The organism is Streptomyces sp. NBC_01635 (assembly GCF_045209715.1).
Taxonomy (GTDB): domain Bacteria; phylum Actinomycetota; class Actinomycetes; order Streptomycetales; family Streptomycetaceae; genus Streptomyces; species Streptomyces hirsutus.
In genome coordinates this window covers 2,768,473-2,785,377 of sequence record NZ_CP109277.1, presented here as the reverse complement: position 1 = coordinate 2,785,377, position 16,905 = coordinate 2,768,473, and the positions used below count along the sequence as shown (strand labels likewise).

16 protein-coding genes are annotated in these 16,905 nt (G+C 73.0%); 6 read left to right on the top strand and 10 right to left on the bottom strand.

Features of this window, described 5'->3' with window-relative positions; genetic code table 11:
• Nucleotides 1-75 precede the first annotated feature (75 nt).
• Nucleotides 76-756 (bottom strand): class I SAM-dependent methyltransferase, encoded by a 681-nt coding sequence (locus tag OHB56_RS13165; protein WP_326752449.1) that lies wholly within the window; start codon nucleotides 754-756, stop codon nucleotides 76-78.
• Nucleotides 757-956: 200 nt separating this feature from the next.
• Nucleotides 957-2,465 carry an MFS transporter gene (locus tag OHB56_RS13160; RefSeq protein ID WP_326752448.1) on the bottom strand — a complete coding sequence of 503 codons (1,509 nt, stop codon included), beginning with the start codon at nucleotides 2,463-2,465 and terminating at the stop codon, nucleotides 957-959.
• 295 nt (nucleotides 2,466-2,760) lie between these two features.
• Here OHB56_RS13160 and OHB56_RS13155 point away from each other — a divergent pair, with 295 nt between their 5' ends.
• Together OHB56_RS13155 and OHB56_RS13150 are read left to right on the top strand one after the other, a co-directional pair.
• Nucleotides 2,761-4,200 (top strand): MFS transporter, encoded by a 1,440-nt coding sequence (locus OHB56_RS13155; RefSeq protein ID WP_406353383.1) that lies wholly within the window; start codon nucleotides 2,761-2,763, stop codon nucleotides 4,198-4,200.
• 262 nt (nucleotides 4,201-4,462) lie between these two features.
• Complete coding sequence (locus OHB56_RS13150; RefSeq protein ID WP_406353381.1) at nucleotides 4,463-5,206, top strand: class I SAM-dependent methyltransferase; 744 nt, start codon at nucleotides 4,463-4,465, stop codon at nucleotides 5,204-5,206.
• On the opposite strand, the gene OHB56_RS13145 is transcribed toward OHB56_RS13150, so the two are convergent.
• Nucleotides 5,150-5,704 carry a response regulator gene (locus OHB56_RS13145; RefSeq protein ID WP_406359042.1) on the bottom strand — a complete coding sequence of 185 codons (555 nt, stop codon included), beginning with the start codon at nucleotides 5,702-5,704 and terminating at the stop codon, nucleotides 5,150-5,152. The genes OHB56_RS13150 and OHB56_RS13145 overlap by 57 nt on opposite strands.
• A gap of 94 nt (nucleotides 5,705-5,798) precedes the next feature.
• Between OHB56_RS13145 and OHB56_RS13140 the strand changes: the two genes are divergently transcribed.
• Complete coding sequence (locus OHB56_RS13140) at nucleotides 5,799-6,680, top strand: MaoC/PaaZ C-terminal domain-containing protein (RefSeq protein WP_406353379.1); 882 nt, start codon at nucleotides 5,799-5,801, stop codon at nucleotides 6,678-6,680.
• Nucleotides 6,681-7,039: 359 nt separating this feature from the next.
• On the opposite strand, the gene OHB56_RS13135 is transcribed toward OHB56_RS13140, so the two are convergent.
• From OHB56_RS13135 to OHB56_RS13125, 3 genes are all read right to left on the bottom strand, one after another.
• Nucleotides 7,040-8,686 (bottom strand): IS200/IS605 family accessory protein TnpB-related protein, encoded by a 1,647-nt coding sequence (locus OHB56_RS13135; RefSeq protein WP_406353377.1) that lies wholly within the window; start codon nucleotides 8,684-8,686, stop codon nucleotides 7,040-7,042.
• Nucleotides 8,679-9,254: an IS607 family transposase gene (locus OHB56_RS13130; RefSeq protein ID WP_326752443.1), complete on the bottom strand. Its 576-nt coding sequence runs from the start codon at nucleotides 9,252-9,254 to the stop codon at nucleotides 8,679-8,681. Before OHB56_RS13130 ends, OHB56_RS13135 begins: the two co-directional genes overlap by 8 nt.
• A gap of 154 nt (nucleotides 9,255-9,408) precedes the next feature.
• Nucleotides 9,409-10,680 (bottom strand): hypothetical protein, encoded by a 1,272-nt coding sequence (locus OHB56_RS13125; protein WP_406353375.1) that lies wholly within the window; start codon nucleotides 10,678-10,680, stop codon nucleotides 9,409-9,411.
• 195 nt (nucleotides 10,681-10,875) lie between these two features.
• Between OHB56_RS13125 and OHB56_RS13120 the strand changes: the two genes are divergently transcribed.
• From OHB56_RS13120 to OHB56_RS13110, 3 genes are read left to right on the top strand one after another with little or no spacing between them, the layout of a single operon-like run.
• On the top strand, nucleotides 10,876-11,742 hold the full coding sequence (locus OHB56_RS13120; RefSeq protein WP_326752441.1) for a Nif3-like dinuclear metal center hexameric protein: 867 nt from the start codon (nucleotides 10,876-10,878) through the stop codon (nucleotides 11,740-11,742).
• Nucleotides 11,739-12,482: a C4-type zinc ribbon domain-containing protein gene (locus tag OHB56_RS13115; RefSeq protein ID WP_326756982.1), complete on the top strand. Its 744-nt coding sequence runs from the start codon at nucleotides 11,739-11,741 to the stop codon at nucleotides 12,480-12,482. The genes OHB56_RS13120 and OHB56_RS13115 overlap by 4 nt, the downstream gene beginning before the upstream one ends.
• A 40-nt stretch (nucleotides 12,483-12,522) precedes the next feature.
• Nucleotides 12,523-13,818 carry a bifunctional RNase H/acid phosphatase gene (locus OHB56_RS13110; RefSeq protein ID WP_406353373.1) on the top strand — a complete coding sequence of 432 codons (1,296 nt, stop codon included), beginning with the start codon at nucleotides 12,523-12,525 and terminating at the stop codon, nucleotides 13,816-13,818.
• Here OHB56_RS13110 and eda read toward each other — a convergent pair.
• The 4 genes from eda to OHB56_RS13090 all read right to left on the bottom strand — a co-directional run bounded on the left by eda (nucleotide 13,793) and on the right by OHB56_RS13090 (nucleotide 16,770).
• Entirely contained in the window at nucleotides 13,793-14,491 is a 699-nt protein-coding gene (gene eda, locus OHB56_RS13105) for a bifunctional 4-hydroxy-2-oxoglutarate aldolase/2-dehydro-3-deoxy-phosphogluconate aldolase (RefSeq protein ID WP_326752439.1), read from the bottom strand. The genes OHB56_RS13110 and eda overlap by 26 nt on opposite strands.
• Nucleotides 14,492-14,570: 79 nt before the next feature.
• Nucleotides 14,571-15,353 (bottom strand): peroxide stress protein YaaA, encoded by a 783-nt coding sequence (gene yaaA / locus OHB56_RS13100; RefSeq protein ID WP_406359039.1) that lies wholly within the window; start codon nucleotides 15,351-15,353, stop codon nucleotides 14,571-14,573.
• Between the two features lie 62 nt (nucleotides 15,354-15,415).
• Nucleotides 15,416-16,015: a hypothetical protein gene (locus OHB56_RS13095; protein ID WP_406353372.1), complete on the bottom strand. Its 600-nt coding sequence runs from the start codon at nucleotides 16,013-16,015 to the stop codon at nucleotides 15,416-15,418.
• Nucleotides 16,012-16,770, bottom strand: coding sequence for a MerR family transcriptional regulator (locus OHB56_RS13090; RefSeq protein WP_406353370.1), 759 nt, complete (start codon nucleotides 16,768-16,770; stop codon nucleotides 16,012-16,014). Before OHB56_RS13090 ends, OHB56_RS13095 begins: the two co-directional genes overlap by 4 nt.
• Between the last annotated feature and the right edge of the window lie 135 nt (nucleotides 16,771-16,905).

Here is a 16,905-nt window from a genome sequence, read left to right as displayed (position 1 = left end):
AGCCACCCTAACGGCCGCCCGCACCCTCCATCGTCCGATCGGGCGGCGTTCACCGTCGGGCGGCACGCACCCGTCTCAGATCCCGTCTCCCGTGCGGCGCAGGACGCGCAGCGAGTCCGTCGCGGAGAGTTCCGTGAAGGCGCCGGAGGCCAGGGCGCGGAGGTAGACGCGGTACGGGGCCTGGCCGGTGAACTCGTCGACGGGGTCGGGGAAGACGTCGTGGATGACGAGGAGACCGCCCTCGGCGACGTGCGGGGCCCAGCCCTCGTAGTCGGCCGTGGCGTGCTCGTCCGTGTGGCCGCCGTCGATGAAGACCAGGGCGAGGGGGGAGTTCCACAGGGCCGCGACCTTGGGGGAGCGGCCGACCAGGGCGACCACATGGTCCTCCAGGCCCGCCCGGTGGAGCGTGCGGCGGAAGGTGGGGAGCGTGTCCATCACGCCCAGCTCGGGGTCGACCGTCTCCGGGTCGTGGTACTCCCAGCCCGGCTGCTGCTCCTCGCTGCCCCGGTGGTGGTCCACGGTGAGCGCGGTGACCCCGGCCTCACGGGCGGCGCCGGCGAGCAGGATCGCGGAGCGGCCGCAGTAGGTGCCGACCTCCAGAAGAGGGAGGCCCAGCCGTCCCGCTTCGACCGCGGCCGCGTACAGGGCCAGCCCCTCGCCGACGGGCATGAAGCCCTTCGCCGCCTCGAACGCGGCCAGGATCTCGGGCCCCGGCGCCGGGGGGTTCGGCGTCGGCGTCGCAGTCGGGGTCGGCATCGGTTCCGGCGTCCTCTCGGTCGTGTGTCCTGGAAGCATGGCCCGGGGCGCATGGCGGGGACGCATGGGGTGAGCGCATGGCTCGGGGTGCCCATGCTGCCGTACCGCCTGTCGTGCGGTGCGGCAGGGGTGCCGGCGAGAAGTACCGGGAGGAGTACGCGAAGGAGCGGAGGAGCGGAGGAGCGGCGCCGGTCCGGCGGTCAGGCCGAGACCGGCCCGCGCAGGGCCTGCTCCGCGCGCTCCAGGTGGGCGTCCTCCTCGCTGCTCGCGCGCAGCCGCAGGGTGTTCGACGGGCGTCGGCCGGGGATGAACAGGGCCAGGACCAGGCCCACGGTCACCGCCGCCGTCGCGATCATGAAGGAGAGGCGGAAGCCGTGCATGCTCGGGATCTCCACCCCGCCCACCGTGTTCGCCGTGCTGGCCAGCACCATCCCGACGACCGCGCTCGACATCGACGTACCGATCGAGCGCATCAGGGTGTTGAGGCCGTTGGCCGCGCCCGTCTCCGAGGCCGGGACCGCGTCGATGATCAGGGCGGGCAGGGAGGCGTAGGCCAGGCCGATGCCCGCGCCGACGACGACCGAGATGACGACGGGTCCCCAGAGGACGTCCAGCAGGCCCAGACCGCCGGCGTAACCGGCCCCGATGACCAACAGGCCCAGAACGAGGGTGACCTTGGGACCGTAGCGGGCGGACAGACGGGCGTAGACGGGCGCCGTGAACATCATCGTCACGCCCAGCGGCGCCACGCACAGACCCGCCACCACCATCGACTGGCCGAGGCCGTACCCGGTGGAGGCGGGGAGCTGGAGCAGTTGGGGCAGCACCAGGGAGATGACGAAGAAGGAGACGCCGATCATGATCGACGCGAGGTTGGTGAGGAGGACCTCGCGGCGGGCGGTGGTGCGCAGGTCCACCAGGGGTGCGGGCACCCGCAGTTCCATCAGGCCCCAGAGCAGGAGCACCACGACCGCGGCTCCGAGCAGGCCGAGCGTGGTCCCGGACGTCCAGCCCCAGGCGCTGCCCTTGGTGAGGGGCAGGAGGAAGAGGAGCAGCCCGGCGGACAGCCCCAGCGCGCCCGGCAGGTCGAAGGTGCCGGGCGCCCGTGCCGGTGACTCCGGTACGAGGGCCAGGGTGAGGGCGATGGCGAGGACGCCGAGGCCGGCGGCGCCGAAGTAGAGGGCGTGCCAGTCGGAGCTCTGGGCCACCAGCGCGGCGGCGGGCAGCGCGAGACCGCCACCGACGCCTATCGAGGAACTCATCAGCGCCATCGCGGACCCCAGCCGCTTCGGGGGCAGCAGGTCGCGCATCAGACCGATGCCGAGCGGGATCGCGCCCATCGCGACGCCCTGGAGCGTACGGCCGGCGATCATCAGCAGCAGGTCGCTGGTGAGCGCGCTGACGAGGGCGCCGGCCACCATGACCGAGAGGCTGGCGACCAGCATGCGCCGCTTGCCGTAGAGGTCGCCGAGGCGGCCCATGATGGGGGTGGCGACGGCACCGGACAGCAGCGTCGACGTCAGGACCCACGTGGCGTCGCCGGGCGTGGTGTCCAGCAGGCGGGGCAGGTCCTTGATCACCGGGACGATCAGGGTCTGCATCACCGCGACGACGATGCCCGCGAAGGCGAGCACCGGGACCACGGCTCTGCCCGCTCCGTCTGCTCCGTCCGCTCCGCCCGCAGGACGGTCGTGCGTCGACTGGGTCATGGAAGAGGGCCTCCAGGTCGAAGCGTGAGGTCGGTACGGGACAGTCGGTACGGGGAAGGGGGTGCCGGATACGTGCGTACGGAACCTGTGTGCCGGGGCAACTATTCCAATGCTTTGGCACACTAACGATTTCTTGACCAACCCTTGGGCCGCCTCGGGCCACCGGGCCACCGGGCCACCGGACCATCCTGCGGGATGCCGGCGGGGAGGAGCTCCTTCCTGACGGCCCTAGGCCGGAAGACCGAGGACCCGCCCGGCGAAATCCCGATGCAGGGGGCACCGGACGATTGAGACCATGACGCCCATGCTCGAAGCCCCGGACGCCGCCCTCACCGCCCGCGCTCCCCGCCGCCGCACGCCGCCCCCGTGGCTGGCGGTGGCACTCGCGTGCCTGGGGCAGTTCCTCGTCGTGCTCGACATCTCCGTGGTCAACGTCGCGCTGCCGTCGATGCGTACCGGTCTCGGGCTCAGCGAGCAGGGCCTGCAGTGGGTGGTGAACGCGTACGCCATCGCCTTCGCCGGGTTCATGCTGCTCGGCGGACGCGCCGGTGACCTCTACGGGCGCAAGCGGATGTTCCTCGTCGGCCTCGGCCTGTTCACACTGGCCAGCCTGGCGGGCGGGCTGGCCCAGGAGGGCTGGCACCTGCTGCTGGCGCGGGCGGTGCAGGGGCTCGGGGCCGCGGTCCTGGCGCCGTCCACCCTCACCATCGTCACCTCGGCGGTCCCGGAGGGCCCCGCGCGGGCCCGTGCCATCGCGACCTGGACCGCCGTCGGCGCGGGCGGCGGCGCGGCCGGCGGTTTCGTCGGCGGAGTACTGGTGGACACCCTGTCGTGGCGGTGGGTGCTGCTGATCAACGTGCCGATCGGGGTGCTGGTGCTGGCCGGGGCGGCCTGGTGGCTGGCGGAGGGCCAGGCCGGGGACGGACGGCGGCTCGACCTGCCCGGCGCGATGCTGGTGACGGCCGGCCTCGCCACCCTGGCCTTCGGCATCTCCCAGACCGAGGCCGAGGGATGGACGGCGCCGCCCACCCTGGTGCCGCTGTGCGCCGGACTCGCCCTCATCGCCCTGTTCCTCCTCGTCGAGGCACGGACCAAGGCCCCGCTGATGCCGCTGGGACTGTTCCGGGTGCGATCGGTCTCGTCGGCGAACGCGGCGATGTTCCTGAGCGGCGCCGCCATGTTCTGCATGTGGTTCTTCATGACCCTCTACGCCCAGAACGTGCTCGGCTACACCCCGCTCGAGGCCGGATTCGCCCTGGTGCCCAGCTCGCTCGCCGTGGTCGTCGGCTCCAAGGCCGCGCCCCGGCTGATGCGCGCCGCCGGGGCACGGGCCGTGGCCGTGCTCGGCACGCTCGTCGCGCTGGCCGGCTTCGCCTGGCAGTCGACGATGACGGCCGACGGCACGTATCTGACGGCGATCATGATTCCCGGCATCCTGATGATGCTGGGCGGGGGCCTCGCCGGGACCCCGCTCGCCGCGCTCGCGACCTCCGGCGCGGCCCCCGAGGAGGCCGGCCTGGTCTCCGGGCTGATCAACACCTCGCGCACGATGGGCGGTTCGCTGGGCCTGGCGGTCCTGTCGACGATCGCGGCGGCCCGTACGGCGGGCAGCGGGACGTCGGAGGCCCTGACCGAGGGATACGCCCTGTCGTTCCGCACGGGGGCGGTGGTGCTGGCCGTCGGCATGGTGCTGATGTGGCTCTGGCTGCCCCGGAGAGCCCCGGCGGCGCACTGAAAGCGCACTGAGAGCGCCCTGGGGGCAGCGGGGAAAGGCAGTGGAGAAAGTGGGCGTCGGGCCGGTCGGAGAGGTGCCATGACGGCCCGCGGCAGGGGACGACACGGGTCTTCCTCCCCGCCCCCGAACGGTCCCTCGGCGCCGGTCGCGCCGGCCCCTCCCAGGGGGCGCCGAAGCCTCAGATGCAGCCCCAACCAGCCCTGCTGACCTGGGACTTCACGCCCCCTGCGGATACGGTCGCCGCATACGGAAGGGGGCCCGGATGGACCGGAGCACACGCACCGTGGACGACGTACTCGACCTGCTGGACGGCCTGTTCGCACCGGAGGCCGACCGGTGGACGCAGCAGGGCGCCGACTGGTGGGACGGCTTCTACGCCGACCGCTCCCGGCCGGTGCCGTTCTTCGTGGCGAAGCCGGACGAGAGCCTGGTGTCGTACATCGAGCGGGGTCTGCTCACCGGGAGCCGGGCGCTCGACGTGGGCTGCGGCCCCGGGCGCAACGCGCTGTATCTGGCCGCACACGGCTTCGAGGTCGACGCGGTCGACCTCTCCCCGGCCGCCGTCGGCTGGGCACGGGAGCGGGCCCGCGAGACGGATGCGCGCGGCGTCCGGTTCCACTGCGGCGACGCCTTCACCCTCACCCGCGACGGCAGGGAACTCGCCGGACTGTACGACCTGGTGTACTACTCCGGCTGCTTCCACCACCTGCCCCCGCACCGCCGGATCAGTTACCTCGCGCTGCTCGACCGGGTCCTCGCCCCGGGCGGCCGGTTCGCGCTCACCTGCTTCGCGGCGGGCGCGATGGGCTCGGAGCTGTCCGACGCGGAGTTCTACCGGGGGCAGGGCAGCCTCCGGGGCGGGCTCGCCTACACGGACGAGTCGCTGCGCCGGATCTTCTCGGACCTGACCGGGATCGAACTGCGCCGCATGCGGAAGGAGCCGGAGGACTCACCGCTCTTCGGGGAGGACTTCCTCTGGGCGGCACTGTTCCAGCGGGACGCATGACGGCAGGCCCGGGGCGGAGCCGTGGGCCGTGAGCGGTGGCGGCGAGACGGTGGTGGCGGCGGTGTCGGCCGCCACCACGGCGGCGAGCGCGGGGTCGATCACCGTCTCCCCGGCCAGCACCCGGCGGATCGCGGAGGCCAACTCCCGCACCGACCCGTCCTTGACGAGGAAACCGGCGGCCCCCGCCGCCATGGCCCGCCGCAGCCAGTCGGGCCCGCCGACCGTGGTGAGGATCAGCACCCGGCAGTCGGGCACCTGGTCGCGCAGTGCGGCGGCGGTGTCCAGACCGTTCGGGCCGGCCGACCCGAGGTCGAGGAGGGCGACGTCGGGGCGGTGGGTGAGCGCCGTCTCCACGACCGATTGCCCCGCCGCCACCTGGGCCACGACCTCGATGCCCGGCTCCATCCGGAGCAGTAAGGCGAGCGCCCCGTGCCGCGTACCGGGGTCCTCCGCGAGCAGGACCCGGACGGAGGTGGCGGGCCGGTGGTCCCGGGGCATCTCGTTCACGGACGAAGCGTAGGACGAACGGGCGGAATGCGCCGCTTCACGTCCCGCGTCTTCACCTGTACGCATTCCAGAACCGGGAGATCCCATGCCCATCGACGCAGCCAAGGCGCTGGCCGCCGAACCCCGGACCGGCGAGATCACCTGGGGGCACAAGGACGTCCAGCTCTACCACCTCGGCATCGGCGCGGGCATCCCCGCCACCGACCCCGACGAACTGCGCTACACCCTGGAGTCCGGGCTGCACGTCCTGCCGAGTTTCGCCACCGTTGCGGGAGCCGGATCCCCCGGGGTGATCGGCGGACTGTCGATGCCCGGCGTCGACGTCGACCTCGCCCGCGTCCTGCACGGCGGCCAGTCGCTCACCCTGTACCGCCCCCTGCCCGCCGAGGGCACCGCCACCACCGCCGGCCGTATCGCGGCGGTCCACGACAAGGGCAAGGCGGCCGTCCTCGTGATGCGCACCGACGTCGCCGACGCCGACGGCCCGCTGTGGACCGACGACGCGCAGATCTACGTACGCGGCGAGGGCGGCTGGGGCGGCGACCGCGGACCGGCGGCCCGGCGGGAGACCCCCGCCGGGCCGCCGGACCGGACCGTCGAGCGGACGATCCGGGAGGACCAGGCCCTGCTCTACCGCCTCTCCGGCGACTGGAACCCGCTGCACGCCGACCCCGGGTTCGCGAAGCTCGCCGGGTTCGAGCGGCCGATCCTGCACGGGCTGTGCACCTACGGCATGACGCTCAAGGCGGTCGTCGACACGCTGCTCGACGGGGACGTCACCCGCGTCCGCGGCTACGCCACCCGGTTCGACGGGATCGTGTACCCGGGCGAGACGCTCCGCATCCGCATGTGGCGCGACGGCAGCGGCGACGGTGGTGCCGACGGCGGCGAAGTGCGGGTGGCCGTGAGCGCCGTCGAGAGGGACGACGCGCCCGTCCTCGCCGACACGGTCGTCGCACACTCCTGAACCAGCCGGCCCAAAAGGCGAGGGGAGCCCGGCCGTGCGCGTTGGCGCGGGCATCGACGGACAACTGCTCGTCGTGCACGGCGGCACGGACGCGGACACGGAACGGCCCCGCTCGTCCATGACGAACGGGGCCGCTCAGCTGTCCACTTGGTGCGTACGTGCGCACATACCTGACGTGACGTCAGGCAGCTGTCTCCGCGTGCTCATTCTCGTTGGCAGGCCTCCGGTGGCGGCCGTGGGGGGCCGCCGTGGAGTCCTGCCGGGATACCGGGCTGCGGTGCTTGCTGTGCCCGACAGCGGTCTGCCCGCCGTCGACGGTCTGTGGCTGGTTAGTGCTCGCATCGTTCATCGGAAGGAACTCACCGTTCCTGGTCAGTGAGCAGGAGTGAGTCTTGGAGCCATTCCTGCTCGCTGCGGACATCCCGAACGGTGTTGGGTGTCCTGGTCGCCCGCTTTCGCTCCGTGTCCGGCTGCGCGGATCGTGTCCGTGGTCCGGGTACATGGGGGCGGGTTTCCTCACGCCCCGGGATGCCCGGTCGGGCCTGGACGGTCCGATGCCCCGCACGATCGCTCTGGTCGTGCGGGGGCGGTGCCGTCCGTCGCCGGATCGGGTGTCCCAGGGCGCGTCGTCCGATCGCCACGGCTGCTGCCTGGTGGCGAGTGGTCTTGCGCTTGCCGGTCGTGAGGGGCTTTTGCCAGTGCTGGGCGCCCCACCTGCTGGTGTAGGCGGGGTCGACGGCGATCACGCCGAGTCCGGCTTCGGCGCACATGGAGACAAGGCGTGCGCGGAGTTTTCCCGTCGGGATGCCGCAGACGAGCTGCCTGAACCGCTTCTTGCGGCCGTGCTTCTCCCTGGTCTTTTGGTCGGAGAAGTCCAGGTCCTCGATCGCGATGGCCTGCACGCCGGTCCGCTCGGCCCAGTGCATGAGGCGGGTGAGGGCATGTCGCAACTGGGCGTCACGGTGGCCGGCATGGCCGGACAGGTCGTAGGAAAACTGCCGTGGTTCGCCGACCGGGTTGCCGTGCTCGTCGAGGCGGTGGGCGGCGAGGTGGTCGGTGTTCATGTCGACGCCGACCAGGCCGCCGGTGCGCAGGGTGCTCAGGGGCGCGACGGGGAGATCCTTGCGGGTCCAGGACGCGTCCAGGTACCAGCGGTCACGGGACACGTCGTGGTGGATCCGGTAGGCGACGGCGCGGTTGCCGGTGACCCGGTCCGCCCATTCCTCGCCCCGGTGGGGGAAGGCGACGGTGCTGGTGAGGGCGTACCGGCCCCGGGGCGCGTTGGCGAGATGTTCCAGGGGCCTGGGCAGCTTGATGGCGACCTCGCCGTTGGGGGTGACGCGGATCGTCTCGTTGCCGTGCCGCTTGCCGGATTCACCGTCGGCGGTCAAAAACCGGCGTGCCGCCTCCCACTCCCGACGCCACTGCTCTTCGGTCCTGTGCGCGTCGGTGAGGTGGTGGCGCTGGTGCAGCAGGCGTCGCCCGCCCCGCACCACGGAGACTTTCCCGGCTTCCCGCTCGGCGCGGACCTCCTTCGACCGGCGCTCCAGGACGGCCAGGCGGCGGGACTTGTGAAACCACTCGTGTCTGCTGCGGTATCCGCCGGGCCTGCCCCGGCTGCCTTTCTCCCCCAGAGGCAGGGACAGCCGGTGACGGAGCATGCGGATTCCGGCGTCCAGGGACTGCAGGTGAGCATGCTGGGCCCGGCGTGACAGAGCCCACTGGTCGTGGGTGTTCGCCGTGACGGATCCCGCCCAGCGGGAGGAGGACTCGGCACTCAGGTCCCGCTTGCGGCTGGCCCAGGTGGCGGTGGAGTGCTCCAGGCCGTCCTGGCAGCGTCGGGCCAGATCCCGCCCGGCCAGGCGGCCCATGTGCTCACCGACCAGCCGCAGCACCTCCTCGTCCCGGGGCGTGAGCCCCTTGAGGCGGGTACGGATGCTGACACCGGTGGGTCCGTCGGCGACGAACGGGCGGGCGATGGACCTGAGCGGCTTCTTCTCAGCCATGCCCGGCAGCTTCCAGTGCGGCCCGGGCCCGGTTCCTCGCCGACCTGCGCCCATACAGGCGGGCACAGAACGACGTCAGGACCTCCGTCATGTCCCGCACCAGATCATCTTCGACCTCGCCGTCATCGAGCACGACCAGACGGCGGCCCGTCGCGGACAGGGCGGCCTCGACGAGTTCGGTGTTCATCCGGCCCAGCCGGTCCCTGTGCTCGACCACGACCGTGGTCACCCCGGGGTCGGCGAGCAGACGCCCGGCCTTCGACCGGCGGCCGTTCACCCCCGAGCCGACCTCCGACTCAACCCGCACCACACGATGACCGGCCTTCGCCGCCCACCCCGACAGACGGGCCACCTGACGCTCCAGATCCGCCTTCTGATCATGCGACGACACCCGGGCATACAAACCCAGCCCGCCCACGGTCGCGGGCACGGCGGAGGCGTCGACGTTCACCAGGATCGTGCGCGGACCCACCCGCTGAGCAGGCACCGGCAACGTCCCCTCACGAAACCACCGGTACGCCGTCTGCGGGTGCACGCCCTGCGCCTTGGCCCACTCCGTCAGATTCACAACCGGACAACGACACTCACCCGTGCAGGGTTACGCTCACTCACTCGACTTTATGGAGCAGCAGTTGAGAACCCCGTAAACATGATCTTTCCTACAGCCGGGCGAGTTTAACCGGGGGAACAGGGGCGAATCCAGGCGGCCACGCCGACCGCCACTACTTCGTTACAAGCCGTCCCAGGGGCGCCTGTTGCAGGGGGACGGGGCGGGGTGCCGCCGATTCGGCCGGAGTCGTGGACTCCCCTTCCGGAGAAGGCCGTTCGGGCCTCGCGGAGGAGTCCTTCCGGTTCTCCTTCCGGTCCTCCCTCAGGTCTCGCTCCGACCGCCGTTCCGGCCCCGGCGGGTTCAGCACGGCCATCCCGCACGGCATCGCCGGGGTGGCGCACGGCAGGCGCAGCACCCCGTCCGCCGTCCACAGCCCGGTGCCGGCCAACCACCCTTCGGGTGCCGGGAGGTGGTGCAGCTGCCGCTGGGCCGGCCGCCATACCCCGACCCAGCTGCCGAGCGGCCCGTCCACGCGCAGCGCCACCGCGCACCCCTCCGGCGTCAGCGCCTGGCCGGGCTGGATCGCGAACGGCGTGACCGCGCAGTCCGACAGTCGCAGGCACGTGGGGAAGCGCACCGGCAGCGTGCTGCCCAGCACCCCCCAGCCCAGCCGGCCCTGTCCCGGCGAAGGCGCGTCCGAGCGGATCAGCAGCAGGCCGCTGTCCGGGTCGGCGAGCAGGACCCGGTCGTCGCTCTCCTCGGCGATCTGCAGCAACGGCGACACCTCGCCCCCGCGCTCCAGGTCCACGACGACCGCCTTGGTGCGCCCGCCGGCCTCCCGGTCCAGGGAGAGCATCCGGCCGGTGCGGTCCAGCCACGCCCCGCCCGAACAGCGGCCCGGGATCTCGGCGACGTGCTCGGGCCCGAAGGCGCCGCCCGCCACCAGCCACAGGGCCGTCGACCGCGGGCCCACGGCGACGGCGTACGCCCGCCGCCCGCACGGTGCGGGCGGCAGGAGCCGCAGCCGGGTCACCCCGTCCGGGCACGCGACCGCGCCGAGCGGCACCTCGCCGGTGCCGGGACCGGTCGGGTACAGCAGGGAGAACGCGTGCCTCCCGTCCACCGGCCGGCGGATGAGGACCCGCCCGTCGCTCATGGGCTGCACCTCGGTGCCGGGCTCCTCGGGCCGGCCGGTGCGCAGCGGCACCGCGTAGGGCTCGGGGCCGTCCAGGGTCCAGCGCTCCGGGAACAGGGAGTCGCCCTCGCGGGCGAGGCGCGCGCCGTAGGAACCGTCGGCGCTGAGGACGCAGCCCGGGGGCGGCGCCCCCGCAACCGCCGTCCTCTCCTCGTGCCCGGTGTCCCCGTGACCCGAGACCCCGTGACCCGAGACCTCGGGATCCGGAACCTCCCGGCCCGTGGAAGGCTCGATCGCACACATCGTCATCGTTCGGTCACCTCCGGCGACGAACGTAGTTTTCGTACGCGCGGGCGGGAGACCCACCGGGCCCCGCTTCACACATAAGGGTGTTCCAGGAACGATTCGTCCGAGGAAGCGGAGGCGTATGTGCTGGCCGGTGCGGGCGCGGTTCCCGTACCCGCTCCGGTACTACCGCGCCATACGGGCAGGTAGCCTTGCGATGTGCCCCGTCTGTCTGAAGTCATCACCGCGCTGGAGACCCTGTGGCCCGCCGAGCGGGCCGAGTCCTGGGACGCGGTCGGTACCGTCACGGGCGACCCCGACCAGGAGGTCGGCCGGGTCCTGTTCGCGGTGGACCCCGTCCAGGAGATCGTCGACGAGGCGGTGCAGCTGGGCGCCGACCTGCTCGTCACCCACCACCCGCTCTATCTGCGCGGCACGACCACCGTCGCGGCCACGACCTCCAAGGGCCGCGTGGTGCACACGCTCATCAGGAACGGCATCGCGCTGCACGTCGCCCACACCAACGCCGACAGGGCCGACCCCGGTGTGAGCGACGCCCTGGCCGGCGCCCTGGACCTGCGCGTCGTCCGGCCGCTGGTGCCGGACACCACGGACCCCGAGGGCCGCCGCGGGCTCGGCCGCGTCTGCGAACTGGACCACCCGCTGACCGTCCGCGAGCTCGCCGCCCGCGCCGCCGAGCGTCTGCCCCGCACCGCGCAGGGCATCCGCGTCGCCGGCGACCCCGAGGCGCTCGTGCGCACGGTCGCGGTCAGCGGCGGCTCCGGCGACAGCCTCTTCGCCCACGTCCGGGCGGCCGGCGTGGAGGCCTACCTCACCGCGGACCTGCGTCACCACCCGGCGTCGGAGTTCGCGGCGGAGCATGCCGCCGGCCGGCCCCCCGCGCTGCTCGACGCGGCACACTGGGCCACCGAGTGGCCCTGGTGCGAACTGGCCGCGGCCCAGCTCGACACGATCTCCGACCGCCACGGATGGGGCCTGCGGGTCCATGTCTCCGCCACGGTCACCGACCCCTGGACCGCCCACGCGCCGTCCTTCGACACCGATACCTCTGGAGCCCCCAACTGAACGCCGAGCCCGCCGACCAGATCCGACTTCTCGACCTCCAGGATCTCGACGTCCGCCTCCAGCAGCTCGCGCACAAGCGGAAGTCGCTCCCCGAGCACGCCGAGATCGAGTCGTTGACCCGGGACCTCACCCAGCTGCGCGACCTGCACGTGGCCGCGCAGACCGAGGAGAGCGACTGCGCCCGCGAGCAGACCAAGGCCGAGCAGGACGTGGACCAGGTGCGTCAGCGCGCCGCCCGCGACCAGAAGCGCCTCGACTCCGGCGCCGTCTCCTCGCCCAAGGACCTGGAGAGCCTCCAGCGCGAGATCGCCTCCCTCGCCAAGCGCCAGGGCAACCTCGAGGACGTCGTCCTGGAGGTCATGGAGCGCCGTGAGTCCGCGCAGGAGCGGGCCGGTGAACTGGCTGAGCGGGTCACCTCCGTCCAGTCGCGGATCGACGACGCGACCGCCCGCCGGGACGCGGCCTGCGCGGAGATCGACGGCGAGACGGCCACGATCACCAAGGAGCGCGGAGTCGTCGCCGCATCCGTCCCCGCGGACCTGCTCAAACTGTACGAGAAGCTGCGCGAGCAGCAGGGCGGCATCGGCGCGGCGAAGCTGTACGCCCGTAGCTGTCAGGGCTGCCGCCAGGAACTCGCCATCACCGAGCTGAACGAGATCCGCCACGCCGCGCCCGACACCGTGGTGCGCTGCGAGAACTGCCGCCGCATCCTGGTCCGCACGTCGGATTCGGGGCTGTAGGAAGCCAAGGAGATCCAAGGGGATCCGAGGAGATTTTCCGGTGCGGGAGTTCATCGTCGAGGCGGACGGCGGATCGCGGGGCAACCCGGGGCCCGCCGGCTACGGGGCCGTGGTCAGTGACGCGGCGACGGGGGAGACGCTGGCGGAGGCGGCCGAGTACCTCGGCACCACCACGAACAACGTCGCCGAGTACTCGGGCCTGCTGGCCGGCCTGCGGGCCGCCCGCGAACTGGACCCGCAGGCCACGGTCCATGTCCGGATGGACTCCAAACTCGTCGTCGAGCAGATGTCGGGCCGCTGGAAGATCAAGCACCCCGCCATGAAGCCGCTGGCGGCCGAGGCGGCACGCGTCTTCCCGCCGGGCCGGGTCACGTACGAGTGGATTCCGCGCGAGCGGAACAAGCACGCGGACCGCCTGGCGAACGAGGCGATGGACGCGGGGCGGCGGGGTGAGCCGTGGAGCGCGTCGGCTTCGCGCGCCGCGCTGGACACCCCGGCCGCCCGGCCCGTGACACCTGAGCCATCCGGGCCGTCCGCGGGGGGCGCCGACGCCATGGTCTCCCGTGCCGAGGCCGGCAGCATCCCCGCCGGAAAGGCCGCCGACGACGTGCGGGCCGCGCAGGCCGTGGCCACTCCCGGCACCGCGACGGCCGCCGTTCGCGGTCCGGCGTCGGCCACCACTCCCTCCTCGGGCTGGGCGCCCGCCGACATGGGGCCGCCGGCCACCTTCGTACTCCTCCGGCACGGCGAGACGCCGCTCACCCCGCAGAAGCGGTTCTCCGGCAGCGGCGGCAGCGACCCCTCCCTCTCCGACGCCGGCCGCGAGCAGGCCGAGAGGACCGCCGCGGCGCTCGCCCGGCGCGGCACCGTCCAGGCCGTCGTCGCCTCCCCCCTCGCCCGCACCCGCGAGACCGCCGGCATCGTCGCCACCCGGCTCGGCCTGGAGGTGAGCGTGGAGGAGGGGCTGCGCGAGACCGACTTCGGCGCGTGGGAGGGCCTCACCTTCGCCGAGGTGCGCGAACGCCACCCCGACGACCTGAACGCCTGGCTCTCCTCACCGGACGCCGAGCCCACCGGCGGCGGCGAGAGCTTCGCGGACACCGCGACCAGGGTCGCCGCCACCCGGGACAAGCTCACCGCCGCGTACGCCGGCCGCACGGTCCTGCTCGTCACCCACGTGACACCGATCAAGACCTTGATACGGCTCGCCCTGGGCGCCCCGCCCGAGGCCCTGTTCCGGATGGAACTGTCGGCGGCCTCGCTCTCGGCGGTGGCGTACTACGCCGACGGCAACGCCAGCGTCCGGCTGTTCAACGAGACGTCCCACCTGCGCTGAGCCCCGCCGCCGCGCGGGCCAGCCGCTCGATCCGCGCCCAGTCGCGCGCCGCCACCGCGTCCGCCGGGAGCATCCAGCTCCCGCCGACACAGGCGACGTTCTCCAGCGCGAGATAGTCCGGCGCGGAGTCCGGGCCGATCCCTCCGGTCGGACAGAAGCGGGCCTGCGGAAGCGGCCCGGCGATCGCCTTGAGGTACGTCGTGCCGCCCGCGGCCCGCGCCGGGAAGAACTTCATCTCCCGCACCCCGCGCTCCAGCAGCGCCACGACCTCCGAGACCGTCGACACCCCCGGCAGGAACGGCACCCCGGACGCCCGCATCGACTCCAGCAGGACGTCCGTCCAGCCCGGACTGACCAGGAACCGCGCCCCGGCAGCCACCACCTCGTGCACCTGCCCCGGCGTGATCACCGTGCCCGCTCCCACGACCGCGTCCGGCACCTCGGCGGCGATCGCGCGGAGGGCGTCCAGCGCGGCGGGCGTCCGCAGGGTCACCTCGATCGCGGGCAGCCCACCGGCGACCAGCGCCCGCGCCAGCGGCACGGCGTCGGCGGCGTCCTCGACCACGACGACCGGTAGGACGGGCGCGAGATCCAGGACGGAGGAGGCGGCTGCGGTGGCAGCGGGGGCGGGGGCCGACGGGGGCGGGGGAGCGGAGGGCAGGGATGAGCTCATGGCGTCATCCTGCCCGCGGCGAAGCATCCTGCGCAAAGGGCGTTGTGGACCATGCAACGCGTGGGGTTTCCGGTGGTCGTCAGTGCACCTCGTCCACCAGCACGTCCAGCGCCCACGGCGTCCCCGCACGGCCCGGCGCCCGCGCCTCCACCACGTACCCGAGATCCCGCAGCGCCTCGACCAGAGCGGCGGGATCCTCCGGCGCGGCCCCGTCCGTCAGCAGAGCGCGGACGATCCGCCCCTTGGTCGCCTTGTTGAAGTGGCTGACCACCTTCCGGGTCGGCGCGTGCAGCACCCGCACGGTCGCCGTACGGGCGGCCACCTCCCCCTTCGGCTTCCACGCCGCCGCGTACGCGGCCGACCGCAGGTCCAGCACCAGACCGCTGCCCGCCGCCTCCGGCATGACCGAGGCCATCGGCGTACGCCAGTACGCGCCCAGCGCCCCGAGCCCCGGCAGCCGTACGCCCATCGAGCAGCGGTAGGAGGGAATCCGGTCGGTGACCGCGACCGCACCCCACAGCCCGGAGAACACCAGCAGCGAGCGGGCGGCCCTGCGCCGGGCGGCCGGATCGAGGGAGGCCAGGTCCAGGGCGTCGTACAGCACCCCGGTGTAGATCTCCCCGGCGGGCCGGGCCCCGGCGGTCCGCAGCTCCACGTTCTTCGCGACCTCGCCCCGCAGCCCCTCGCTCAGCCCCAGCACCTCGCGCGCCTTGTCCTCGTCGGCGGCGCACAGGTCCACCAGCTCGGCGAGAACGGCCTCCCGGGCACCGGCCAGCCCCGGCAGTGACAGGGACTGAGGCTTCAGCGGGGCGCCGCGGCCGGAAGCGGCCTTGCCTTCGGACGGCGGCAGCAGGACAAGCACGCGTTGCTCCTCACGGTAGAACTCAGCCGCCAGGGTACGGTGCCCCACGCCCGCCCCCTTCCCTACGCCTGAGCAGCAGGCCGCCCCATTGCCAGCGCCCGGACCAGGGCGTCGGGCTCGTCGGCGTGGAACCGTACGACGCGCACCTCCCGGGACCGCCCGAAGAACGTGACGTGGGTGACCGGCTCCGTGAGTTCCAGCGTGACCGTGGTCTGCGAGCCGACCTCGACGTTCAGCTCCCCGTCGGCCCGCTCGTGGCTCAACCGCAGCTCACGCCGGACGGAGGCGATCCGCTCCAGCGGTATCCGCAGGTCGACGTGGACGGCCCTGCGGATCCGCAGCGTGCCGGAGTCCGGGTCCAGTACGTGAGGGCGTACGACGTTGGCGGCATGCAGCGCCACGACGATGACGATGGTGTACACGTCCAGGAACAGCACCACCGCGTGGACCGTCGGCCAGTCGAGCAGCAGCACGGACATCAGCACCGTCTCGACCACGCACACGAACGCGAACCCGAACATCACCGCGCCGTGCCCCCGCGCGTACCCGAAGGCCGACCCGCCTGCGACGCCGTGCGTCCGCCGCGCCAGCCACAGCACCAGGCTCACCATCAGCCGCAGCTCGTGCCGGACGAGAACCTCGACGCCCCTGACGGCCTTCATGACCGCCCGCCCTCAACGACGATCCGCATCATCCGGCGGATCGCCTCCGCCTGGGCGGGGGCGAAGTCGGCGTAGAAGGCCCGCAGGAAGCTGTGGTCCTGGTCGACGGCGACGTCGTCCGGCAGCAGGTCGGCCGGCAGACACGCGGCTAGGGCATGGGCGGCCTCGTCCACCCGGGGATCGTCCGGCGCGGCGTCGACGAGCGCGTCGAGCAGCGCGTACGCGTCGAGCGCCCGCTCCATCCCGCCCGGCGCGCCCATCACACCGCTGAACAGACCCGTGAACCGCTCCCGTTCCTCCGGATTAGCCGTCGTCTCGATCAGCGCGAGCATCTCCCGGTCCTTGGCGGCCATGGGTGAGCCGGACACGTCCGGCATCCCCCGGAAGAGCGCGGCCAGTTCGGGGGAGACCGGCCCCTCGGCGGTCAGCCCGCCCTCCGTCTCCAGCAGGGTCCGCAGCCGCGCCCGGCGGTCCCGGACCGCCGCTTCCTGCCGGGCCAGGTCCTCGTCCAGCTCGGTCAGCACCTCGACGAGGTCCTTCCCGGCATCGTCCGCGAGCACGTCCCGCACCTCGGCCAGCCCGAGCCCCAGCTCGGTCAGCCGCCTGATCCGCGCCAGCACGACGGCGTGCCGCAGCGTGTAGTCCCGGTACCCGTTGGCCCGCCGCTCCGGCTCCGGCAGCAGCCCCAGATGGTGGTAGTGCCGCACGGTCCGCGTGGTGACACCGACGGCCGTGGCGAGTTCTCCGATCCGCATGCCCCCAGTAGAGACGTTGACGTCGCGGCAGGGTCAAGCGAGCGCGGTCGGGTGAACGGGACCTGGCAGGCGCCGAAGCGATCCACCCGTACGCCGGCCTGGCGAGCGACAGAAAGCGAGGCACATCACCGTGAT

What these genes read in the sequence shown, in the direction of transcription:
- OHB56_RS13165 (WP_326752449.1), bottom strand. Translation starts at nt 756, where the DNA reads ATGCCGACCCCGACTGCGACGCCGACGCCGAACCCCCCGGCGCCGGGG.
- OHB56_RS13160 (WP_326752448.1), bottom strand. Translation starts at nt 2,465, where the DNA reads ATGACCCAGTCGACGCACGACCGTCCTGCGGGCGGAGCGGACGGAGCA.
- OHB56_RS13155 (WP_406353383.1), top strand. Translation starts at nt 2,761, where the DNA reads ATGACGCCCATGCTCGAAGCCCCGGACGCCGCCCTCACCGCCCGCGCT.
- OHB56_RS13150 (WP_406353381.1), top strand. Translation starts at nt 4,463, where the DNA reads ATGGACCGGAGCACACGCACCGTGGACGACGTACTCGACCTGCTGGAC.
- OHB56_RS13145 (WP_406359042.1), bottom strand. Translation starts at nt 5,704, where the DNA reads ATGCCCCGGGACCACCGGCCCGCCACCTCCGTCCGGGTCCTGCTCGCG.
- OHB56_RS13140 (WP_406353379.1), top strand. Translation starts at nt 5,799, where the DNA reads ATGCCCATCGACGCAGCCAAGGCGCTGGCCGCCGAACCCCGGACCGGC.
- OHB56_RS13135 (WP_406353377.1), bottom strand. Translation starts at nt 8,686, where the DNA reads ATGGCTGAGAAGAAGCCGCTCAGGTCCATCGCCCGCCCGTTCGTCGCC.
- OHB56_RS13125 (WP_406353375.1), bottom strand. Translation starts at nt 10,680, where the DNA reads ATGACGATGTGTGCGATCGAGCCTTCCACGGGCCGGGAGGTTCCGGAT.
- eda (WP_326752439.1), bottom strand. Translation starts at nt 14,491, where the DNA reads ATGAGCTCATCCCTGCCCTCCGCTCCCCCGCCCCCGTCGGCCCCCGCC.
- OHB56_RS13095 (WP_406353372.1), bottom strand. Translation starts at nt 16,015, where the DNA reads ATGAAGGCCGTCAGGGGCGTCGAGGTTCTCGTCCGGCACGAGCTGCGG.
- OHB56_RS13090 (WP_406353370.1), bottom strand. Translation starts at nt 16,770, where the DNA reads ATGCGGATCGGAGAACTCGCCACGGCCGTCGGTGTCACCACGCGGACC.